Here is a 17006-nt window from a genome sequence, read left to right as displayed (position 1 = left end):
GCGGCGCGAGCCCGCGTTCGGGCGCGCCGGGCACCCGCAGCGCGGCCACGAGCGGCAGCGGCAGGAACGCGACCGCGTCGTCAGGCAGTACGGGTAGCGCTGCCGCGAGCACGGCTGGTGGTAAGCAGGGCTCGGGCCCGGGCGGCACGAAACGCGATGGCAAGCGGCGCAACATCGGCCTGGTCGTGGCCGTGGTCGCGCTGATTATCGCCATTCTCGCGGCGGCCTCCAGTGGCTATCTCTGGTATCACGGTCAGCAGCGCATCGGCGATCTGGACTCGCGTATCAACACCGTTGATAACAGCCTGCAGCACAATGTCCAGAAAGTGATCATGCCCAAGCTGTCCGATATGCATGATCGGTTGCAGAAGTTCTCGCAGCGGACCGATCAACTGTCGCAGAAGCTGGACCAGCGCCAGCAGCAGATCGCCCAGTTGCAGCAGACCATCCAGCATGTTCAGGCGCAGAACAAGCAGTTGTCGGATCAACTCGGAGGCGATCACAGCCGGTTCGTCGACCAGCGCATCGCCTTGTTGCTGGAAGCGGCCAACCAGCGGCTCCAGATCGAGCATGATCCGAAGGGCGCAGCCCGGGCGCTGTCGCTGGCCGACGACGCCATCCAGCGCAGCGGCGATCCCGAGTTGCACCCGGTGCGTGCCAAGATCGCCAGCGAGAAGGCCGCGCTCAAGGCGTTGCCCAACCCCGACATCGAGGGCCTGTCGCTCAAGTTGTCGAATGCGATCAAGCAGGTCCCGAAACTGCCGCTCAAATCCCATGTGCCGAGCCACTACCAGCCGCAGCCCGGCCACGGGGGGGCCGCGAGCGCCGGCGCGCAGGGCGGCGACAGTGGCGATACGCTGGAATTCGCCGGCATCAAGCTGGCCCGGATGTGGCACCAGTTCGTTGACTCGGCCGGCAACGCGCTGTCGCAGATGGTCACCATCCGGCATGCCAACGGCACCGAAAACGCGCCGGCATTGATGGCGCCCGACCAATCGTATTTCCTGGTTCAGAACCTGCAGCTGCAACTGCGTACGGCCCGTCTGGCCCTGCTGGGCGGCGATGCGCAGACCTATCACGATGCGCTGTCGCAGGCGCGTGACTGGATCCGCAAGTATTTCGATACCAGCGATTCGTCGGTTTCGGCGGTGCTGGATGACCTGTCCCAGCTGTCGCAGGTCAAGCTCAATTGGCAAGCGCCGGATCTGTCGTCCAGCCTGAAAGCGCTGCGCCGGATCATGGCCCACGATCGGAACAACGAGAGCAGCGGAAATGGCGCGTCGCCCGCGGGTGGCAGCGCCTCCGGTCAGTCCGGGTCCGCCGGGTCGTCCGACAGCGGGGCCGCCCAGCCCGGGCAGGCCGAACCCGGCGGCAAGCAAGGCAATAACGCCAACACCGCGGGGAGCTCGTGATGCGTCGTCTGCTGCTCGCTTTCTTTGTCTTTGTCCTGCTCGGTATTCTGCTGTCGCTGCTGTTCCGGCATCACCCGGGCTATGTGCTGATCGCCTTCCACGGCTGGCAGATCGAGACCTCGCTGCTTTTCGCCTGTGCCGCCGCGCTTCTCGGCGTATGGGTCCTGGCCCTGGTTTGGCGCATCTTCGTCACGCTCGTGTTCGCGCCACGCAATATCCGGGGCTTTTTCGGCCGGCGTCGTCAGCGCAAGGCGCGGCGTTCGCTCTACGCGGGGCTCGAGCATCTGGCCGAGGCCCGCTGGGCCCTGGCCGAGGCCGAACTGCAGTCCCTGGCCGAATCGAACGAGGCCCCCGGGCTGAATCATCTGTTCTCCGCACGTGCCGCGCAGCAGCAGGCGCATCTGGGCGATCGCGACCGCTATCTGCACAAGGCGTCCGAGCGCAAGTCGATCAGCGAACTGGCGGTGCGCATCACCCAGGCCGAGCTGCAGATCGCGGCCGGCCAGACGGCCGAAGCCCAGGCCACGCTGACGCGTTTGCATGAACTCGAGCCACGCCACCCCTGGGTGCTGCGCATGCTCGCCGAGCACGCCATGGCCTGCGGCGATTACGACCGGGTCTACGGTCTGCTGCCCGAGCTCGGCAAGTATGCCGCGTTGTCAACGGAACGCGTGCGCGAGATGTCGATCGCGGCCCATCAGCATCGGTTGTCGCAGCAGCGCGATATCGGTGGTCTGACCGCGGCCTGGCGTCACATGTCGAAGGATTTGCGCCAGGCGCCCGAGATCGTGCGTCACTACGCGCAGTGCCTGAAGCAGCAGCGTGCGGATGACGAGGCCGCGAACGTGATCCGCAATACGTTGAAAAAACAATGGGTCGCCCCGTTGGCGCTTATCTTCGGTGACCTGCAGTGCAGCGACGAAACCGAACAGCTGGCAACCGTCGAGGAATGGATCAAGATCCACGGCCGCAAACCCGAGCTGATGCTGGTGGCCGGCCGTTTGTGCCTGCGCAATCAGCTCTGGGGCCGGGCCCGGAGTTACTTCGAAGCCAGCCAGGCGCAGCACGCGCGCGCGGATGCACTGCTCGAACTCGGCCACCTGTTCGAGCAGATCAACGAAGTGGACCAGGCGCGCTCGGCCTATCGGCGCGGGCTGGAACTGCGCGCCTCGCAATGAGGTGGCGCCGGCGCGCGGACTGACGTCGTGGCTGCGGTGGGCATCTCGACCCTGATCGTCGGTTGCGGCGATACCGGTGTCCGGCTCGCTGCACGTGCGGTGGGGGCCGGCGACGACGTACTGGGCGTGGTGCGCAGCGCGGCATCCGCAGCCCGCGTGCGTGCCGTCGGCGCCGATTCATTGGCGTGCGATCTGGATCGAGAGATCGGTGCGCTGCCGGCGTGTCGTCGACTCGTCTACAGCGCGCCGCCGTCGCGCGATGGCGAGACCGACGAACGCATGCGACGGGTTCTGGCGGCGATGCCGGGTGTGCCGGCGCATGTCGTGTATATCAGTACCAGCGGGGTGTACGGCGATTGCAGCGATGACTGGGTCGACGAAACCCGTCCCGTGGCGCCGGCCAGTGCCCGCGCCAAGCGGCGCGTCGACGCCGAACGACAGATCGTGGCCTGGGCCCCGCATGCCGTGATCCTGCGCGCGCCCGGCATCTACGGGCCCGGCCGGCTGCCGGTCGATCGCGTCCTGGCCGGCGAGCCCGTGCTGGCCGATGCGGCCGGGGGGTGGACCAATCGCGTGCATATCGACGATCTCGCCGGCATGGCCTGGCGCGTGGCGCGGCAACAGCCCCCGCACACGATCTACAACGCCTGCGACGGCGCGCCCACGCGTCGCGAAGCCTACTACGACACGCTGGCGGAATTGCTCGACGCGCCGCCGCCACCCCGGATCGACTGGGCCGAGGCCCGGCAGCGATTCTCGGCCATGCGCCTGTCGTTTCTGGCCGAATCCCGCCGTCTGTCGAACCGGCGAATCGTGGCCGACACCGGCTATCGATTGGTGTTCCCCGACTACCGCGATGGGCTGGTGGCCAGCCTGCGCGGGGAGAACACAAGCGCCGGGTACTGAGCGGCGCGCGACCGGGGCCGGCGACCTCGGCTCGATCACCGGCGTCGCGCCGCCCGATCCGGCGGCCGGTGGCCCGCCATGGCACGTTTTCTGCAGCATGCCGAGCGTCGCGTATTGCGGCCTTATTCACCATGGCGGGAGACCGATCCGTGATCGATAAACAACAGATGAAACGCGCCATTCTCGAGGCCAAGAAAGCCAAGGGGATGCGTTGGAGTGAGATTGCCGAGTCCATCGGCATGGCGCCGGTCTGGACCGCATCGCTGGCGCTGGGCGAGGCGTCGGCCACCGAAGAAATCGCCGAAAAATTGTGTGCCCTACTCGATCTCGACGCCCAGGTGGCCGAGGCTTTGCAGGAGCCGCCGCTTAAGGGGCAGTGGCTGGATCGGACGGTACCCACCGATCCGATGATCTATCGTTTCTACGAGATCATGGCGGTTTACGGACCGGCGGTGAAAGCCTGTGTCCACGAGGAATTCGGTGACGGCATCATGTCGGCCATCGATTTCATGATCGATGTGGAGCGGGTGCCGGACCCCAGGGGCGACCGGGTCAAGATCACCATGAACGGCAAATTTCTGCCCTATGTACGCTGGTAGCCGGGCGCGCGTTCTGCCCGTGTCGTGGGCGATGCGTCAGGCTGGCATCGCCTGCGGGTTTTCAATCGCCGTGATGCCCTGAATACGCTGCGGCTGGTAGGCATCCGGTACACCCGCGGCGGGCAGGATGATGCCATCGGCGGCTTCGTTGTCGCCTGGAACAGGCCGGCGCATTGCGCCGGCCCTTCGCGGGGAGGCATGCCCCATCGATCGGTGCGCGATCAGTCCGCCTCGCCCTGCGCCTGACCCGAGTCCGGCTTGTGCCAGTCATGCCGGTGATGATGCCAGTGCTGGGCGGCCTTATTCCATTCAGCCGCGGAGACATAGCCGTCGTTGTTGCGGTCCATATGGGCGAAGATCTCGTCGGTGCTGGGCTTGCCATGATCGCCCCGGCGGTGGCCCTCGTGCTGGCTCCAGCGGTGATGATCGTGATCGCCCGGCCCGGGCGCGTTCCCCGGATGGCTGGAGGGCGGGGGTGGCGGCATGTCGCCTTCCGGCGGGCCCATGTGATGGTGGCCCATCGGCGGTTTCATCTCGTCGGCCGAGATCACGCCGTCGCCGTTGGCGTCCAGCTTGGCGAACAGGCGATCGGCGCGGGCCCTGGCCTGCGCCTCGAATTCGCTTTTCTCGATCTTGCCGTCGTGATTGGTATCGAGCTTGTCGAACATCTGTGGCTTGATCACGTCCGGCAGCCGGGTCATCTCGGCAGCCGTGAGCCGGCCGTCGCCGTTGGTGTCGAGTTTTTTGAAGATGGCCTGGCTGTCGGGGTCGTGATCCGCTGCGCTATTGTCGGCGGCGAACCCCGCGGCCGAGACCGACAGGCCGGCGGCGATCAGGGAAAGCGTCAAATATTTTTTCATCACGTACTCCTTTGCGGATGAGCGTGGGGCGCTGCGAAGGCGCCTTCCACGAGGCTCATTACCGCCCGGAAGTGTCCTTCAAATCTGTCGCAAGGCCACGAGTTTGTCGCCGATTGTGTCAGGCGGGCGCGCTGGCGTATTCGGTTACAAGATCGGGCCGGGTGACGGCGCGGCGCGCGTTATATTGGCGCCAGAGTCCGTACACTGCCCGCGTCATGGCCGAATCCAGTCCGCATATTCTGGTGGTCGACGATCATCGTGATATTCGCGATTCGCTGAGCCGCTACCTCGTCGGCCACGGGTACCGTGTATCGGCGGCCGCGGATGCCGGGGCCGCGCGTCGCCAGATCCGCGATGCCGCGCTCGACCTGGTGATCCTCGACATCATGATGCCGGGCGAGGACGGGCTGTCCCTGTGCCGCTGGCTGCGCGAGACCACGGCGATTCCGGTGATCCTGCTGACCGCCGTGGCCGAGGAGACCGATCGCGTGATCGGTCTGGAAATGGGCGCCGACGATTACGTCACCAAGCCGTTCTCGCCGCGTGAGCTGTTGGCGCGCGTGCGCGCGGTACTGCGCCGGGCGGCATCCTTGCCCGCTCAGCGCGACGTGGTCGACGACCAGATCGTGCGCTTCGATCGCTGGGTCTTTCACGTCGCGCGCCAGGAACTCGAGGACGAAACCGGGCTGTCGGTGGCGCTGTCGACCGGCGAATTCCGGCTGTTGCTGGCCTTCGTACGCCGCCCGAATCGGGTGCTGTCGCGTGAACAGTTACTGGACCTGACCCAGGGGCGCGAGGCCGAGGTGTTCGATCGCAGCGTGGATAACCAGGTCTCGCGGCTGCGGCGCAAAATCGAGCGCGATTCGACCCGGCCGCAGCTGATCAAGACGGTCTGGGGCGGCGGTTATCGCTTCACCGCGACGGTCGGCGGCCAATGAAGCGCTGGCGCCCGCGCGGGCTGGCCGCGCGTATTATCGTACTGACGCTGCTGGCGCTTGTGATCTCCCAGTGCGTGAGTTATCTGAGCTTTCGTAGCGGGCGCGACGGCTTTATCGAACACATGATCAGCGATTACATGAGCCAGTCGGTGATCTCGGTGGACCACAGTCTGCGTTACGCCAAGCCGGGCCACGAGGGCGATCTGGTGCGTTCATTGTCGAGCCGGCCGGTGCGCTTCGATCTGGTCCGGCGACCGCCGCATTGCGCGGTCCATAACGCGGACTCGCGCCGTTATGCTCGCGATTTTGCCGAGCGCTTGGACGTGTCGCCGTCGCGGGTGCGGGTTTGTGTCGGTCGCGGCCTGATGCACACCCGACACGATCCGGGCCGCATGGCGGTTGAGCTGGCGTTTCGCCGGGACGATGGACGCTGGCTGGATGTCCGTCAGCGCCTGCCCGGGCAGATCGACCACTGGGCGCACGAGTCGCTGCGCAATCTATTGATCACGCTCGCGCTGATGAGTGTGGCGGTGATCTTTGCCAGTCGCCGGATCACGCGGCCGCTACTCGATCTGGCTTCGGCCGCCGAACGCTACGGCCGCGGCGAGCGCATCCACCCCATCCGCGAACGGGGCAGCGACGAAATCAAGCGCACGATCGTCGAATTCAATCGCATGCATGAGCGCATCGATCGTTTCGTGGCCGAGCGCACGCGGCTGGTGGCGGCCCTGGCGCACGATTTGCGCACGCCCATCACCGCGCTGCGGCTGCGGCTGGAATTCTTGCCCGACGACGACAATACGCGTGCGATGAATGCCACGCTCGCGGATATGGCGCATATGTCGGAGGCGGCGCTCACCTTCATGCGCGAGGAAGCCAGCGCCGAGGCCACGCGGCGCATGGATCTCACCGCGCTGGTCGATGCCGTGGCCGAGGATTACCGGGCCGCCGATGCGCCGGTACGATTCGAACCGGGCGCGCCGGTGCCGTTGGTCTGCCGTCCCGTGGCCATTCGGCGCGCCTTGCGCAACGTGATCGACAATGCGCTGGCCTACGGCGAGGTCGCCGAACTCGCGCTTGCCGACAGCGCGCAGCAGGTCGTCATCGAGGTCGCGGATCGCGGGCCGGGGATCGGCGAAGCCGAGATGGGTAAGGTGTTCGACGCCTTCGTGCGCCTGGAAACCTCGCGCAATCGCGAGACCGGCGGTGTCGGTCTCGGCCTGTCGATCGCACGGTCGGTGATCCGTGCCCACGGCGGCGACATCACGCTCGCCAATCGGCCCGACGGCGGACTCGTGGTGCGCATGACGCTGCCCCGTGCACGGGCCTGAAGCGCGCCGCGAAAACAGATACTGGGCCGGGCGATTGACCCGGCATCAAAACAGCTGACTTCATCCGCTGTTTTCAACGCCTTCAAAAATAAAAGCCGGCGCCTGTCCGGTTTTTATTTTCAACGACTTCGCGGCCAATGGCCGCGGCGAGCATGCGGTGGCATGCTCGTGCTATTAACCCGAAAAATCATCTATTTTTGTGCCGGGTTAATAACATGCGCTGGCGTCGGCACGCTAAGCTGGGCGGGATTCTATTCAACGCCGGTCGCGACCGAAGGTCGCCGATGCCGGCACAGGAGCATGTGATGACACGAGCCGTACGCATTCACGAAACCGGCCACGCCGATGTCCTGAAGATCGAGAACGTCACCGTCGGCGAACCCGGCGAGGGTGAGGTCCGGATCAAGGTCGAGGCGATCGGCCTCAACCGGGCCGAGGTGATGTTTCGCGAAGGCGCCTATCTGGAGTCGCCGAATCTACCGGCGGGCATGGGCTATGAAGGCGCGGGCGTGGTCGAGGCGGTCGGCCCCGGGGTAAGTGATTTCGCCGAAGGCGACGCGGTCGCGGTGGCGCCGGCGTTTTCCATGAACGCCTACAGCATGTACGCCGAGTCCACCATCGTGCCCGCGTATGCGCTCACGGCGCGCCCGGCGGGGCTGGATGCGATCCAGTCCGCCGCGGTCTGGATGGCGTATCTGACCGCCTACGGCGCGTTGGTCGAGTTCGGCCAGTTGCAGGCCGGCGAGGCCGTGCTGATTCCGGCGGCGTCTTCCAGCGTCGGACTGGCAGCGATCCAGATCGCCAATCACATCGGCGCCACGCCCATCGCCATGTCGCGTACCAACGCCAAGGTCGAGCAACTCAAGCAGGCTGGGGCGGCGCACGTGATCGTCTCGGAATCGCAGGATATCGCCGGCGAGACCATGCGTCTCACCGACAACGCCGGCGCGCGCATCGTGTTCGATCCGGTGGCCGGTGCCACGGTCGACGATCTGGCCGCGGCCATGAGCCCGGGTGGCACGTTGTTCCTGTATGGCGCGCTGGCCAACCAACCCACGCCGTTTCCGTTGTTCGCCGCACTCGGCAAGGCGTTGACGCTGCGCGGCTACACCGTGCTGGAGATCTTCTCCGACAGCGACGCCTTTGCACGCGGCAAAAAGTTCGTGTTCGACGGCATCGCCGCGGGCACGCTCAAGCCCACGGTGGATCAGGTGTTCGACTTCGACGACATCGTGGCCGCGCATCGGTACATGGAATCGAATCAGCAGTTCGGCAAGATCGTGGTTCGCGTGCCGTGACCGCCGTGCCGCACTGCGGCGACGATTCGATTCGACGGGCCGAGGCCCCCGATCTGGATGCGCTGATGGCGCTGGAGCGTGCCTGTTTCGCATGCGACGCCCAGTCGCGGCGCAGCATGGCGCATCTGATCGGTCGCGCCCACGGCGACGTGCGCGTCATAGACGAGGGCGGCCGAATCGTGGCGGCGGCCGTATTGCTCTATCGGCGGGGCACGCGGGTGGCCCGTCTCTATTCCATCGCGGTCGCCCCGGCCGCGCGCGGGCGCGGTTTGGCAGGCCGATTGATCGACGACGCCGAACAGTGCGCCCGGGCGGCCGGCTGCGCACGCCTGAGTGCCGAGGCGCGGTGGTCCAACCGGGCCTCGCGCGCGCTGTTCGCGGCCTGCGGTTTCAGCGAGACGCAGCGATTGGCCGATTACTACGGGCACGACCCGGGCCGATACGAAGACGGCGTGCGTCTGGTGAAACGTCTGCTATCGGGCGCCGGCCCGGTTTCGCCATAATCCGGCGATCGTGAACATCGACTGGAGCGCCGAATGGCCGAACCCGTGATTGTGGTCGAATCCCTGCGTGACTGGCGCGCCGCGCCGCCGGCGGCGCGGCTGGTGCTGGCCGACGACTATCTCGCCGACCCGGCCCATGCGGATGCCGGTCTGCACGTGATCAACCTGTGCCGCAGCACACGTTATCAGAGCCTGGGTTATTACTGCTCGCTGCTGGCCGAGGCCCGTGGCCAACGCGTTATTCCGTCGGTGGCGCGCCTGGCGGATCTGTCGCGCAAGCTGCTGTACACCAGCGAAATCCCGGCGATCAACGAAGCGTTGTCGGCGCTCGATGCCGGTACCTGGCAGGCGCTGCCCGACGATTGTCATATCGTGCTCGGGCGCTGCCGCTATCCGGAGCTGGAGAAAGTCGCCCGCCGTGTGTTCGAGCAGTTCGCGGTGCCATTGATCAACCTCGAGTTGCGCGAGGCCGCCGGTGCGATGCGGGTGGGCCGGCTGCGCGCACTCTCGCTTCGCAAGCTCGATGGCACCGAGGCCGATTTTCTTTCCGAGGCGATGAACGCCTATCTCGCCCGTGGCTGGAAACAGCCGGATCGGCGCCGGCAGGCCCGTTTCGACGTGGCCATGCTGGTCGATCGCGACGACCCGCAGCCGCCCTCGAACGAAGCCGCGCTGGCCCGCTTCGTCGCGGCCGGGCGTGAACTGGGGCTGGAGGTCGAGCGCATCACCAAGCGCGATCTCGGGCGCCTGGCCGAATTCGATGCGCTGTTCATCCGCGAGACCACGCGGCTGAATCATCACACCTACGCGTTTTCACGCCGCGCCGAGCAGGAAGGCCTGGTCGTCATCGATGACCCCACTTCGATCTTGCGTTGCACGAACAAGGTTTATCTTGCCGAGTTGCTCACGCGCCATGATGTCGCCGCGCCGCGGGCCGCGATCTTCGGCGACAAGGAGGTCGAGCGGCTGCCCGGACTGCTCGGTTTCCCGATGGTGCTCAAGGCGCCGGAGGGCGCATTCTCCAAGGGCGTGTTCAAGGCCGATGACATCAACGAACTGCGCGAAATCGCCGCGCGGCTGCTGGACGACTCCGAGCTCGCGCTGGCCCAGGAATTCATGCCCACGGAGTTCGACTGGCGCGTGGGCGTGCTGGGCGGCCGGGCGCTGTATGTCTGCCAGTACATGATGGCCGGTGGGCATTGGCAGGTGGTCGACTACAACGGCGCCGACGGTGTCAGCGAGGGCGATTCACGTACGCTGGCCGTGGCCGATGCGCCGCCCGAGGTGGTCGAGATTGCGATCACGGCGGCCGGGCTGATCGGCGACGGGCTCTACGGCGTGGATATCAAGCAGACCGCCGACGGGCTGCGCGTGATCGAGATCAACGATAACCCGAGCATCGATGCCGGCATCGAGGATGCCGTGGCCGGCGAGGGTCTGTACCGCGAGATCATGGCCGAATTCCTGCGCCGCCTGGAGGCGCGCACCCAGGGTATTGCATGATCGGGCCGACCGGTTTGCTCAGGCTATGGCTTTCGCTATAGTCGATTGTCCTCAATGCACCTCATTTTTACGGAGCGCGGGCCAGCCGCGCCGTCCACACAAGCGAGAAAGGCTTAGTATGACCCAGCGAATCGAACGCGCCGGATTGCAGATCGGCAAGCCCTTGTACGATCTGATCGAGATCGCTCTGCCCGGAACCGGAGTCGACTCCGACATGTTCTGGGCCGAGCTGGCCGTCCTGGTCGAGGAATTCGGGCCCAAGAACGCAGCCCTGCTCAAGCATCGCGTCGACATCCAGGAAACCCTGGACAAATGGCATCGTGAACATCGCGGCGACGCCTTCGACCGGGACGAATACCGCCAGCTACTGACCGAGCTCGAATACATCGTGCCCGAGGGCGAGGACTTCTCGGTGTCGACCGACCATGTCGATCCCGAGATCGCCACTGTGGCCGGTCCGCAGCTGGTGGTGCCGATCACCAACGCGCGCTTTGCGTTGAACGCCGCCAATGCGCGCTGGGGCAGTCTCTACGACGCGCTGTACGGCGCCGACATCATTCCCGAGACCGAAGGCGCCGAGAAGGGCAAGAGCTACAACCCGAAGCGCGGCGCCAAGGTGGTGGCGCAGGCCGCGGAGTTTCTGGATGCGCACTTCGCGCTCGATGGCGGCTCGCATGCCGATGCCCAGGCCTATCGCATCGACAATGGCCGGCTGGCGGTCGACATCGGCTCCGGCCATGTGGAACTCGCTGAGCCGCATCAGTTCGTCGGCCATCAGGGCACGCCCAGTCAGCCGTCGGCAATCCTGCTGGTGCACAACGGCCTGCATATCGAGATCCAGATCGATGCCAACGACCTGGTCGGCAAGGACCACGCCGCCGGCGTGAAGGATGTGCTGATGGAGGCCGCCGTGACGGCCATCCAGGACTGCGAGGACTCGGTCGCCGCGGTCGACGCCGAGGACAAGGCGCTGGTCTATGGCAACTGGCTCGGCCTGATGAAGGGCGATCTCACCGAAGAGGTGGACAAGGGCGGCAAGACCTTCACCCGCAAGCTGGCCGACGATCGTGTCTATACCGCGGCCGATGGCGCCGAGCTGAGCCTGCCCGGGCGCAGCCTCATGCTGATCCGCAACGTTGGCCATCTGATGACCACACCGGCGGTACTCGACAGCGAGGGCAAGGAAATCCCGGAAGGCCTCCTCGATGCGCTCGCCACCGCCACCATCGCGTTGCACGACCTCAAGCGCAATGGCCCGCACACCAACAGCCGGGCCGGCTCGGTGTATATCGTCAAGCCGAAGATGCATGGCCCGGCCGAAGTCAACTTCACGGTCGCCGTGCTAGGGCATATCGAGAAGGCGCTCGGCATCGCGCCCAACACGCTCAAGATCGGCATCATGGACGAAGAGCGTCGCACCTCGGTCAACCTCAAGGCATGTATCCGCGAGGCGCGTGAACGCACCATCTTCATCAATACGGGGTTTCTCGATCGCACCGGCGACGAGATTCATACTTCGATGGAAGCCGGGCCCATGTTGCCCAAAGGCGAGATGAAATCCACCGCCTGGCTCACTGCCTACGAAGACAACAACGTTGATACCGGCCTGGCCTGCGGCCTGCGCGGCCGCGCCCAGATCGGCAAGGGGATGTGGCCGGCGCCGGACAATATGGCCGCCATGATGGAAGCCAAGATCGGCCATCCCGAGGCTGGCGCCAACTGTGCCTGGGTGCCGTCGCCGACCGCCGCCACGCTGCACGCCATCCACTACCACCGCTGTGACGTGCTGGCGCGCCAGAGCGAGCTGCAATCGCGCCACCGCGATTATCTCGAGGATCTGCTGACCATTCCGCTGCTCGATCGCGAGCTGTCGGCCGACGAGATCGCCAAGGAGCTGGACAACAACTGCCAGGGCATCCTCGGCTATGTCGTGCGCTGGGTCGACCAGGGCGTGGGCTGCTCGAAGGTGCCGGACATCACCGATACGGCGCTGATGGAGGACCGGGCGACCTGTCGCATCTCGTCGCAGCATATCGCGAACTGGCTGCACCACGGCATCACCAATGAAAACGACGTGCGCGAGACCCTGATGCGCATGGCCAAGGTTGTCGATCGCCAGAACGAGGGCGACCCGAACTACAGGCCGATGTCGGCGGACTTCGATGCCTCGATCGCCTTCCAGGCGGCCTGCGATCTGGTGTTCAAGGGGGCGGCGCAGCCATCGGGCTATACCGAACCGGTGTTGCACGCGCGCCGGCGCGAGCTCAAGGCGGCCCGGCCCGGCTGACCGGTCCGGTCGAGAGTCGGCGGCAAAAAAAAGCCCCGCGATCGCGGGGCTTTTTTCGTGGGCGGATAGCTGGACGATGCTGTTCAGCCGCCGAGCATCGTACGCAGTGTCAGATAATGGAACATCCAGATCGTCAGGCCGATGGCCATGAAGAACAGCGGCACGGTCAGCGCCAGCGACAACGTGTGCCAGATCATGGTCGGGGACAGATCCAGCTTGAACAGCAGGAAGAGCTGCCCCAGGCCGGCGATCACGGCGAGTACCGTGATCCAGGTCACGGTATCCGTCTGCGACATATCGAACCCGACCGTAACCAGGCAGGCAATGCCCATGGCCACGGTGCCCAGTACGAAGGCCGCGATGTACGTGGCGCTGCTCGCGCCGCGGACTTCCGGGTGAGTCAGCGGGTTGTGATGATCATGTGCCATCAGCTCGCTCCCATGAGATAGACGTAGGTATAGACGCAGACCCAGATCAGGGCCTGGAAGAACCAGAAGATGCGCAGGTTCACGAAGCGACCGACCGTTGCTTCAGTGAAGCCTTCGCGCGACAGCTGGATCATCAGTGCCGCCATCCAGATCAGGCCGACCAGCACGTGGCCGCCGTGCACCCAGACGATGGTCCAGAAATCCGACAGGAACGCACTGGCCTGCGGCACGGCGCCTTCGCCGACCAGATTGGCGAACTCCCACACCTCCACCAGGATGAACAGCACACCCAGCCCCAGCGACGCGCCCATCCAGCGCGTGACACCGGCTCGGTCGTCGTTCTTGAGCGACACGCTGGCCAGGCCGAACATCAGTACGCTGGCAAACAGAAACAGCGTGGGCAGCAGGCCTTCGACCGGATCGATCACCTGGCCCGCGGTAATGTTGCTGCTGCCATAGGCATGCAGATACACGCCATGCGCCGCGAACAGCCCGGCGAAGATCATGGCGTCGCTCATCATGTAGAGCCAGAACCCGATCGAGCGCAGAGCGATCGTGTCCGGGTGGCCGGCGTCCGGTGCCCAGAGCGTGATCGAATCGCGATCGCGGTATCGGTTGTTGTCGTGTTGTGACATAACGATTGTCTCCGGTTGCGCGATCAGTGCTGCGTCACGGGTGATTCCTGCCCGCCGCTCTGGTGGGTCGACGCCTGCTCGCGATCATGCTCCCGTTCCAGAAAGGCTTTTTCGATACGCTCGACTTCGGCCGCGGGCACGGTGTAGTCGATGTCCTTCTGGAACATGCGGAAGATCAGCGTGGCGATCACGCCCAGCAGGGCGAAGCCGGCCAGCCACCAGACGCGCCATACCGCGGCGAACCCGAACACACCGGTAAAGAAGGCCAGCACGATCGGCACCATGGTGTTTTTCGGCATGTGGATGTCGGCGTAATAGGGCGGCTCAAGCGACGTCAGGCCACGGTCGCGTCGCCACGCCCATTCGTCGATCGAGTGCACCACCGGTGTCGCCGCGAAGTTGTAGAACGGCGGCGGGCAGTGCGTGGCCCATTCCAGGCTGCGTGCGGTCTCCCAGGCATCGGTGCCGGTCACGGCGTTCTTCTTGCGATCGCGGATCGAGACCACGATCTGCAGCAGGAAGGCGAAGATCGAGGCCACATACAGGCCGATGCCCAGCACTTCCAGCAGCAGCAGCGGCCACCAGCCCGGATGGGCGATGTAGTCCAGGCGACGGGTCATGCCGAGAAAGCCCAGTGCGTACATCGGCACGAACACGAATACCGAGCCGGCCCAGAACAGCCAGAAGAAGATCTTGCCAAGCCGCTCGTCCAGGCGGAAGCCGAAAACCTTCGGCCACCAGAACGCGACCGCGCCGAACAGGGCAAAGACGATGATCAGGAACATGTTGTGGAAATGCGCCACCACGAACACGCTGTTGTGCGAGACGTAGTTGATCGCCGGAATCGCCAGCATCATGCCGGTGGCGCCGCCGCCGATCAGCAGCAGGATCGCGCCCAGCGCCCACAGCATGGGCGTTTCCAGGCGAACACGCCCCTTCACCATCGTGAACACCCAGTTGAACACCTTCACCCCGGTCGGGATGCCCACCAGCATGGTGGCGATACTGAAGAAGGTGTTGACCTCCGGACCCTGGCCCATGATGAAGAAATGGTGCAGCCACACCGCCCACGACACGCCAGCGATACCCATGGTCGCGACGATCATGGCGTTGTGGTTGAACAGGGGTTTCTCCGAGAACGCCGGTACGATTTCCGACAGGAAGCCGAAGGCCGGCAGCACGACGAAATACACCTCCGGGTGGCCCCAGATCCAGAACAGGTTGGTGTACATCATGAAGTTGCCACCGCCGTCGGCGGTGAAGAAGTGCGTGCCCACATAACGATCGAGGGTGAGCAGCAGCAGCGCCACGGTCAGCACCGGGAACGAGGTGAGGGCGATGATGTTGGTGCCGAGCGTGGTCCAGGTGAACATCGGCATGCGCATCAGCGTCATGCCGGGCGCGCGCATCTTGAGAATGGTGGCAATCAGGTTGACGGCACCCACCGTGGTGCCGATCGAACTGATCTGGATCACCCATATCCAGTAGTCCACGCCGACGCTTGGACTGTGCGCGAGCTGGGTCAGGGGCGTCAGGCCCACCCAGCCGGCGTGCGAGAAATCGCCGATGAACAGCGAGGCCATCACCAGGATCGCCGCGACGTTGGTCATCCACAGGCCGATCGCGTTGAGAAACGGATAAGCCATGTCGCGGGCGCCGATCTGGATCGGCATGATCAGGTTCATGAACCCGACCAGCAGTGGCGTGGCGGCCAGGATGATCATGATCGTGCCGTGCGCCGTGAACACCTGGTCCATGTGATACGGCGTGAGATAGCCGTGCGCCGCACCCAGAATCCCGGGCGAATTGGCGCCTACGGCGGCCGCTTGCTGGGTACGGATCATCAGGGCGTCGAAAAAGCCGCGGAACAGCATGATCAGGCCGACCACGATGTACATCACGCCGATCTTCTTGTGATCGACGGTGGTCAGCCATTCACGCCACAACCAGCCCCAGAGCTTGAAGTAGGTCAGGGCGGCGACCACGGCCAGGCCCCCGCCCATCGCCAGCACGAATGCAAAGCCGATGACCGGGTTGTTGTAATGCAGCTGCAACAGCAGCGGCAGACGGCCCCAGAACCAGTTCCACGGCCCTTGTAGATCAACAAACATCAGTTATTGCCTCGGTTCGGTGTGCCGGTGGCATGCGCCTTGAATTCCTCGCCTTGCATATCCTCGGTCATGAAGATGGGCTTGACGGTCTTGAGTTCGCCGGACTTGACCTTCGCGATCACCTTGTTGAACAGATGCGGGGCGACCTGCCCGTACAGCTGCCAACTGTTGCCGGTATTCACCGTGGGTTGGGCGAACTGCTTGAATTTCGACCACGTCATCTGGTGCGAGGAGGCCTGGGCCTTGGCGATCCATTGATCAAAGGCCTGCGGGGTGACCGCCTTCATCTTGTAGTTCATCCAGGAGAAGCCGGGGCCGCTGAACTCGGTCGAGAACCCGCGGTAGTCGCCGGTGCGATCGAGATAGAAGTTATGCCTGGTGCGCATGCCCGGCATGACGTAGATCTGGTTGATGACCTTGAGCACGTAGAAGTCGTTGGTCACGCTGGCGGATGTCAGCCGCATCTCCACTTTGCGCTTGGTCGGTACGACCAGCCGATTCGCGACCGCGATACCCTGGTCAGGGTAGACGAACAACCACTGCCAGTCGGTAGTGATCACGTCGATCTTCAGTGGCTTCTGATGATTGCCGGAGGCGGCGACGGCACGCTGCACCGACCGGGGTTCGTATGGCCCGACCGCGCGAATGCCCTGGTAGCTGAAGTAGGACATCACGCCCACCAGCATCAGCGGTACGCCCCAGACCACGATTTCGACCAGCCAGGAATGATTGAAGGTCGGATCGTAGCGGCCACTGCCCCCTTGCCGATAGCGGAAGAATGCCCATATCACCAGTGCAGTCGCCGGTATGATCACCACGGCCAGCAACAGGATGTCGACGATCAGGTAATAGACGGAAGACTGGGCCAGCGGACCGTTCGGGTTCAGGATCCAGAGCCAGTCATCGGAACTGCAACCGGCAAGGGGCAACAGCATCAGCAGGAGAAGGAAAGCCTTCAACGCGTGGCGGCAATTCACTGTTTTCATGAGCGATCAGTTCCACTGGATGGGCGACGAC

General features: G+C 64.8%; 16 protein-coding genes. 10 read left to right on the top strand and 6 right to left on the bottom strand.

From position 1 onward, the window contains the following. The 4 genes from ACS8YF_RS10555 to cynS form a co-directional block, all read left to right on the top strand. Positions 1-1412, top strand: a 1412-nt coding sequence (locus ACS8YF_RS10555; RefSeq protein ID WP_440850180.1) for a uroporphyrinogen-III C-methyltransferase, incomplete at its 5' end; no start/stop codon positions are given. Further along, positions 1412-2590, top strand: coding sequence for a heme biosynthesis HemY N-terminal domain-containing protein (locus tag ACS8YF_RS10550; protein WP_440850179.1), 1179 nt, complete (start codon positions 1412-1414; stop codon positions 2588-2590). The genes ACS8YF_RS10555 and ACS8YF_RS10550, both read left to right, overlap by 1 nt. A gap of 27 nt (positions 2591-2617) precedes the next feature. Next, complete coding sequence (locus tag ACS8YF_RS10545) at positions 2618-3496, top strand: SDR family oxidoreductase (RefSeq protein ID WP_440850178.1); 879 nt, start codon at positions 2618-2620, stop codon at positions 3494-3496. A gap of 152 nt (positions 3497-3648) precedes the next feature. Continuing rightward, positions 3649-4095, top strand: a complete 447-nt coding sequence (cynS, locus tag ACS8YF_RS10540; protein WP_440850183.1) for a cyanase — start codon at positions 3649-3651, stop codon at positions 4093-4095. Between the two features lie 36 nt (positions 4096-4131). Here cynS and ACS8YF_RS10535 read toward each other — a convergent pair whose 3' ends face one another. Next, the gene (locus ACS8YF_RS10535) at positions 4132-4269 is read right to left on the bottom strand and encodes a hypothetical protein (protein ID WP_440850177.1); all 138 of its coding nucleotides are present in this window, start codon (positions 4267-4269) and stop codon (positions 4132-4134) included. 47 nt (positions 4270-4316) lie between these two features. Further along, entirely contained in the window at positions 4317-4955 is a 639-nt protein-coding gene (locus ACS8YF_RS10530) for an EF-hand domain-containing protein (protein WP_440850176.1), read from the bottom strand. A gap of 215 nt (positions 4956-5170) precedes the next feature. Here ACS8YF_RS10530 and ACS8YF_RS10525 point away from each other — a divergent pair, with 215 nt between their 5' ends. The 6 genes from ACS8YF_RS10525 to ACS8YF_RS10500 all read left to right on the top strand — a co-directional run bounded on the left by ACS8YF_RS10525 (position 5171) and on the right by ACS8YF_RS10500 (position 12815). Further along, positions 5171-5893 (top strand): response regulator, encoded by a 723-nt coding sequence (locus ACS8YF_RS10525; RefSeq protein ID WP_440850175.1) that lies wholly within the window; start codon positions 5171-5173, stop codon positions 5891-5893. Next, complete coding sequence (locus tag ACS8YF_RS10520) at positions 5890-7224, top strand: ATP-binding protein (RefSeq protein WP_440850174.1); 1335 nt, start codon at positions 5890-5892, stop codon at positions 7222-7224. Before ACS8YF_RS10525 ends, ACS8YF_RS10520 begins: the two co-directional genes overlap by 4 nt. A gap of 305 nt (positions 7225-7529) precedes the next feature. Then, positions 7530-8522, top strand: a complete 993-nt coding sequence (locus ACS8YF_RS10515; protein ID WP_440850173.1) for a zinc-dependent alcohol dehydrogenase family protein — start codon at positions 7530-7532, stop codon at positions 8520-8522. After that, entirely contained in the window at positions 8519-9025 is a 507-nt protein-coding gene (locus ACS8YF_RS10510) for a GNAT family N-acetyltransferase (RefSeq protein ID WP_440850172.1), read from the top strand. Before ACS8YF_RS10515 ends, ACS8YF_RS10510 begins: the two co-directional genes overlap by 4 nt. Positions 9026-9058: 33 nt before the next feature. Further along, the gene (locus tag ACS8YF_RS10505; RefSeq protein ID WP_440850171.1) at positions 9059-10528 is read left to right on the top strand and encodes a RimK family protein; all 1470 of its coding nucleotides are present in this window, start codon (positions 9059-9061) and stop codon (positions 10526-10528) included. 118 nt (positions 10529-10646) lie between these two features. Next, positions 10647-12815: a malate synthase G gene (locus tag ACS8YF_RS10500; RefSeq protein WP_440850170.1), complete on the top strand. Its 2169-nt coding sequence runs from the start codon at positions 10647-10649 to the stop codon at positions 12813-12815. 83 nt (positions 12816-12898) lie between these two features. Here the strand turns inward: ACS8YF_RS10500 and ACS8YF_RS10495 are convergent, their stop codons facing one another. The 4 genes from ACS8YF_RS10495 to ACS8YF_RS10480 are packed head-to-tail and all read right to left on the bottom strand — an operon-like array spanning position 12899 to position 16975. Continuing rightward, positions 12899-13243: a hypothetical protein gene (locus ACS8YF_RS10495; protein ID WP_440850169.1), complete on the bottom strand. Its 345-nt coding sequence runs from the start codon at positions 13241-13243 to the stop codon at positions 12899-12901. Further along, positions 13243-13878 carry a cytochrome c oxidase subunit 3 gene (locus ACS8YF_RS10490; RefSeq protein WP_440850168.1) on the bottom strand — a complete coding sequence of 212 codons (636 nt, stop codon included), beginning with the start codon at positions 13876-13878 and terminating at the stop codon, positions 13243-13245. Before ACS8YF_RS10490 ends, ACS8YF_RS10495 begins: the two co-directional genes overlap by 1 nt. A gap of 23 nt (positions 13879-13901) precedes the next feature. After that, the gene (locus tag ACS8YF_RS10485; protein ID WP_440850167.1) at positions 13902-15989 is read right to left on the bottom strand and encodes a cbb3-type cytochrome c oxidase subunit I; all 2088 of its coding nucleotides are present in this window, start codon (positions 15987-15989) and stop codon (positions 13902-13904) included. Beyond that, positions 15989-16975, bottom strand: coding sequence for a ubiquinol oxidase subunit II (locus tag ACS8YF_RS10480; RefSeq protein WP_440850166.1), 987 nt, complete (start codon positions 16973-16975; stop codon positions 15989-15991). The genes ACS8YF_RS10485 and ACS8YF_RS10480 overlap by 1 nt, the downstream gene beginning before the upstream one ends. Positions 16976-17006 lie beyond the last annotated feature (31 nt).

Source organism: Salinisphaera sp. SWV1, from assembly GCF_052044155.1.
Classification (GTDB): Bacteria; Pseudomonadota; Gammaproteobacteria; order Nevskiales; family Salinisphaeraceae; genus Salinisphaera.
Note: the sequence above shows the minus strand (reverse complement) of the source record. Positions and strands in the feature narration are given on the sequence as shown.

Coding starts and splice junctions, on each gene's coding strand:
- ACS8YF_RS10550 (WP_440850179.1), top strand. CDS start 1,412: ATGCGTCGTCTGCTGCTCGCTTTCTTTGTCTTTGTCCTGCTCGGTATT.
- ACS8YF_RS10535 (WP_440850177.1), bottom strand. CDS start 4,269: ATGCGCCGGCCTGTTCCAGGCGACAACGAAGCCGCCGATGGCATCATC.
- ACS8YF_RS10530 (WP_440850176.1), bottom strand. CDS start 4,955: ATGAAAAAATATTTGACGCTTTCCCTGATCGCCGCCGGCCTGTCGGTC.
- ACS8YF_RS10525 (WP_440850175.1), top strand. CDS start 5,171: ATGGCCGAATCCAGTCCGCATATTCTGGTGGTCGACGATCATCGTGAT.
- ACS8YF_RS10520 (WP_440850174.1), top strand. CDS start 5,890: ATGAAGCGCTGGCGCCCGCGCGGGCTGGCCGCGCGTATTATCGTACTG.
- ACS8YF_RS10515 (WP_440850173.1), top strand. CDS start 7,530: ATGACACGAGCCGTACGCATTCACGAAACCGGCCACGCCGATGTCCTG.
- ACS8YF_RS10505 (WP_440850171.1), top strand. CDS start 9,059: ATGGCCGAACCCGTGATTGTGGTCGAATCCCTGCGTGACTGGCGCGCC.
- ACS8YF_RS10500 (WP_440850170.1), top strand. CDS start 10,647: ATGACCCAGCGAATCGAACGCGCCGGATTGCAGATCGGCAAGCCCTTG.
- ACS8YF_RS10495 (WP_440850169.1), bottom strand. CDS start 13,243: ATGGCACATGATCATCACAACCCGCTGACTCACCCGGAAGTCCGCGGC.
- ACS8YF_RS10490 (WP_440850168.1), bottom strand. CDS start 13,878: ATGTCACAACACGACAACAACCGATACCGCGATCGCGATTCGATCACG.
- ACS8YF_RS10485 (WP_440850167.1), bottom strand. CDS start 15,989: ATGTTTGTTGATCTACAAGGGCCGTGGAACTGGTTCTGGGGCCGTCTG.
- ACS8YF_RS10480 (WP_440850166.1), bottom strand. CDS start 16,975: ATGAAAACAGTGAATTGCCGCCACGCGTTGAAGGCTTTCCTTCTCCTG.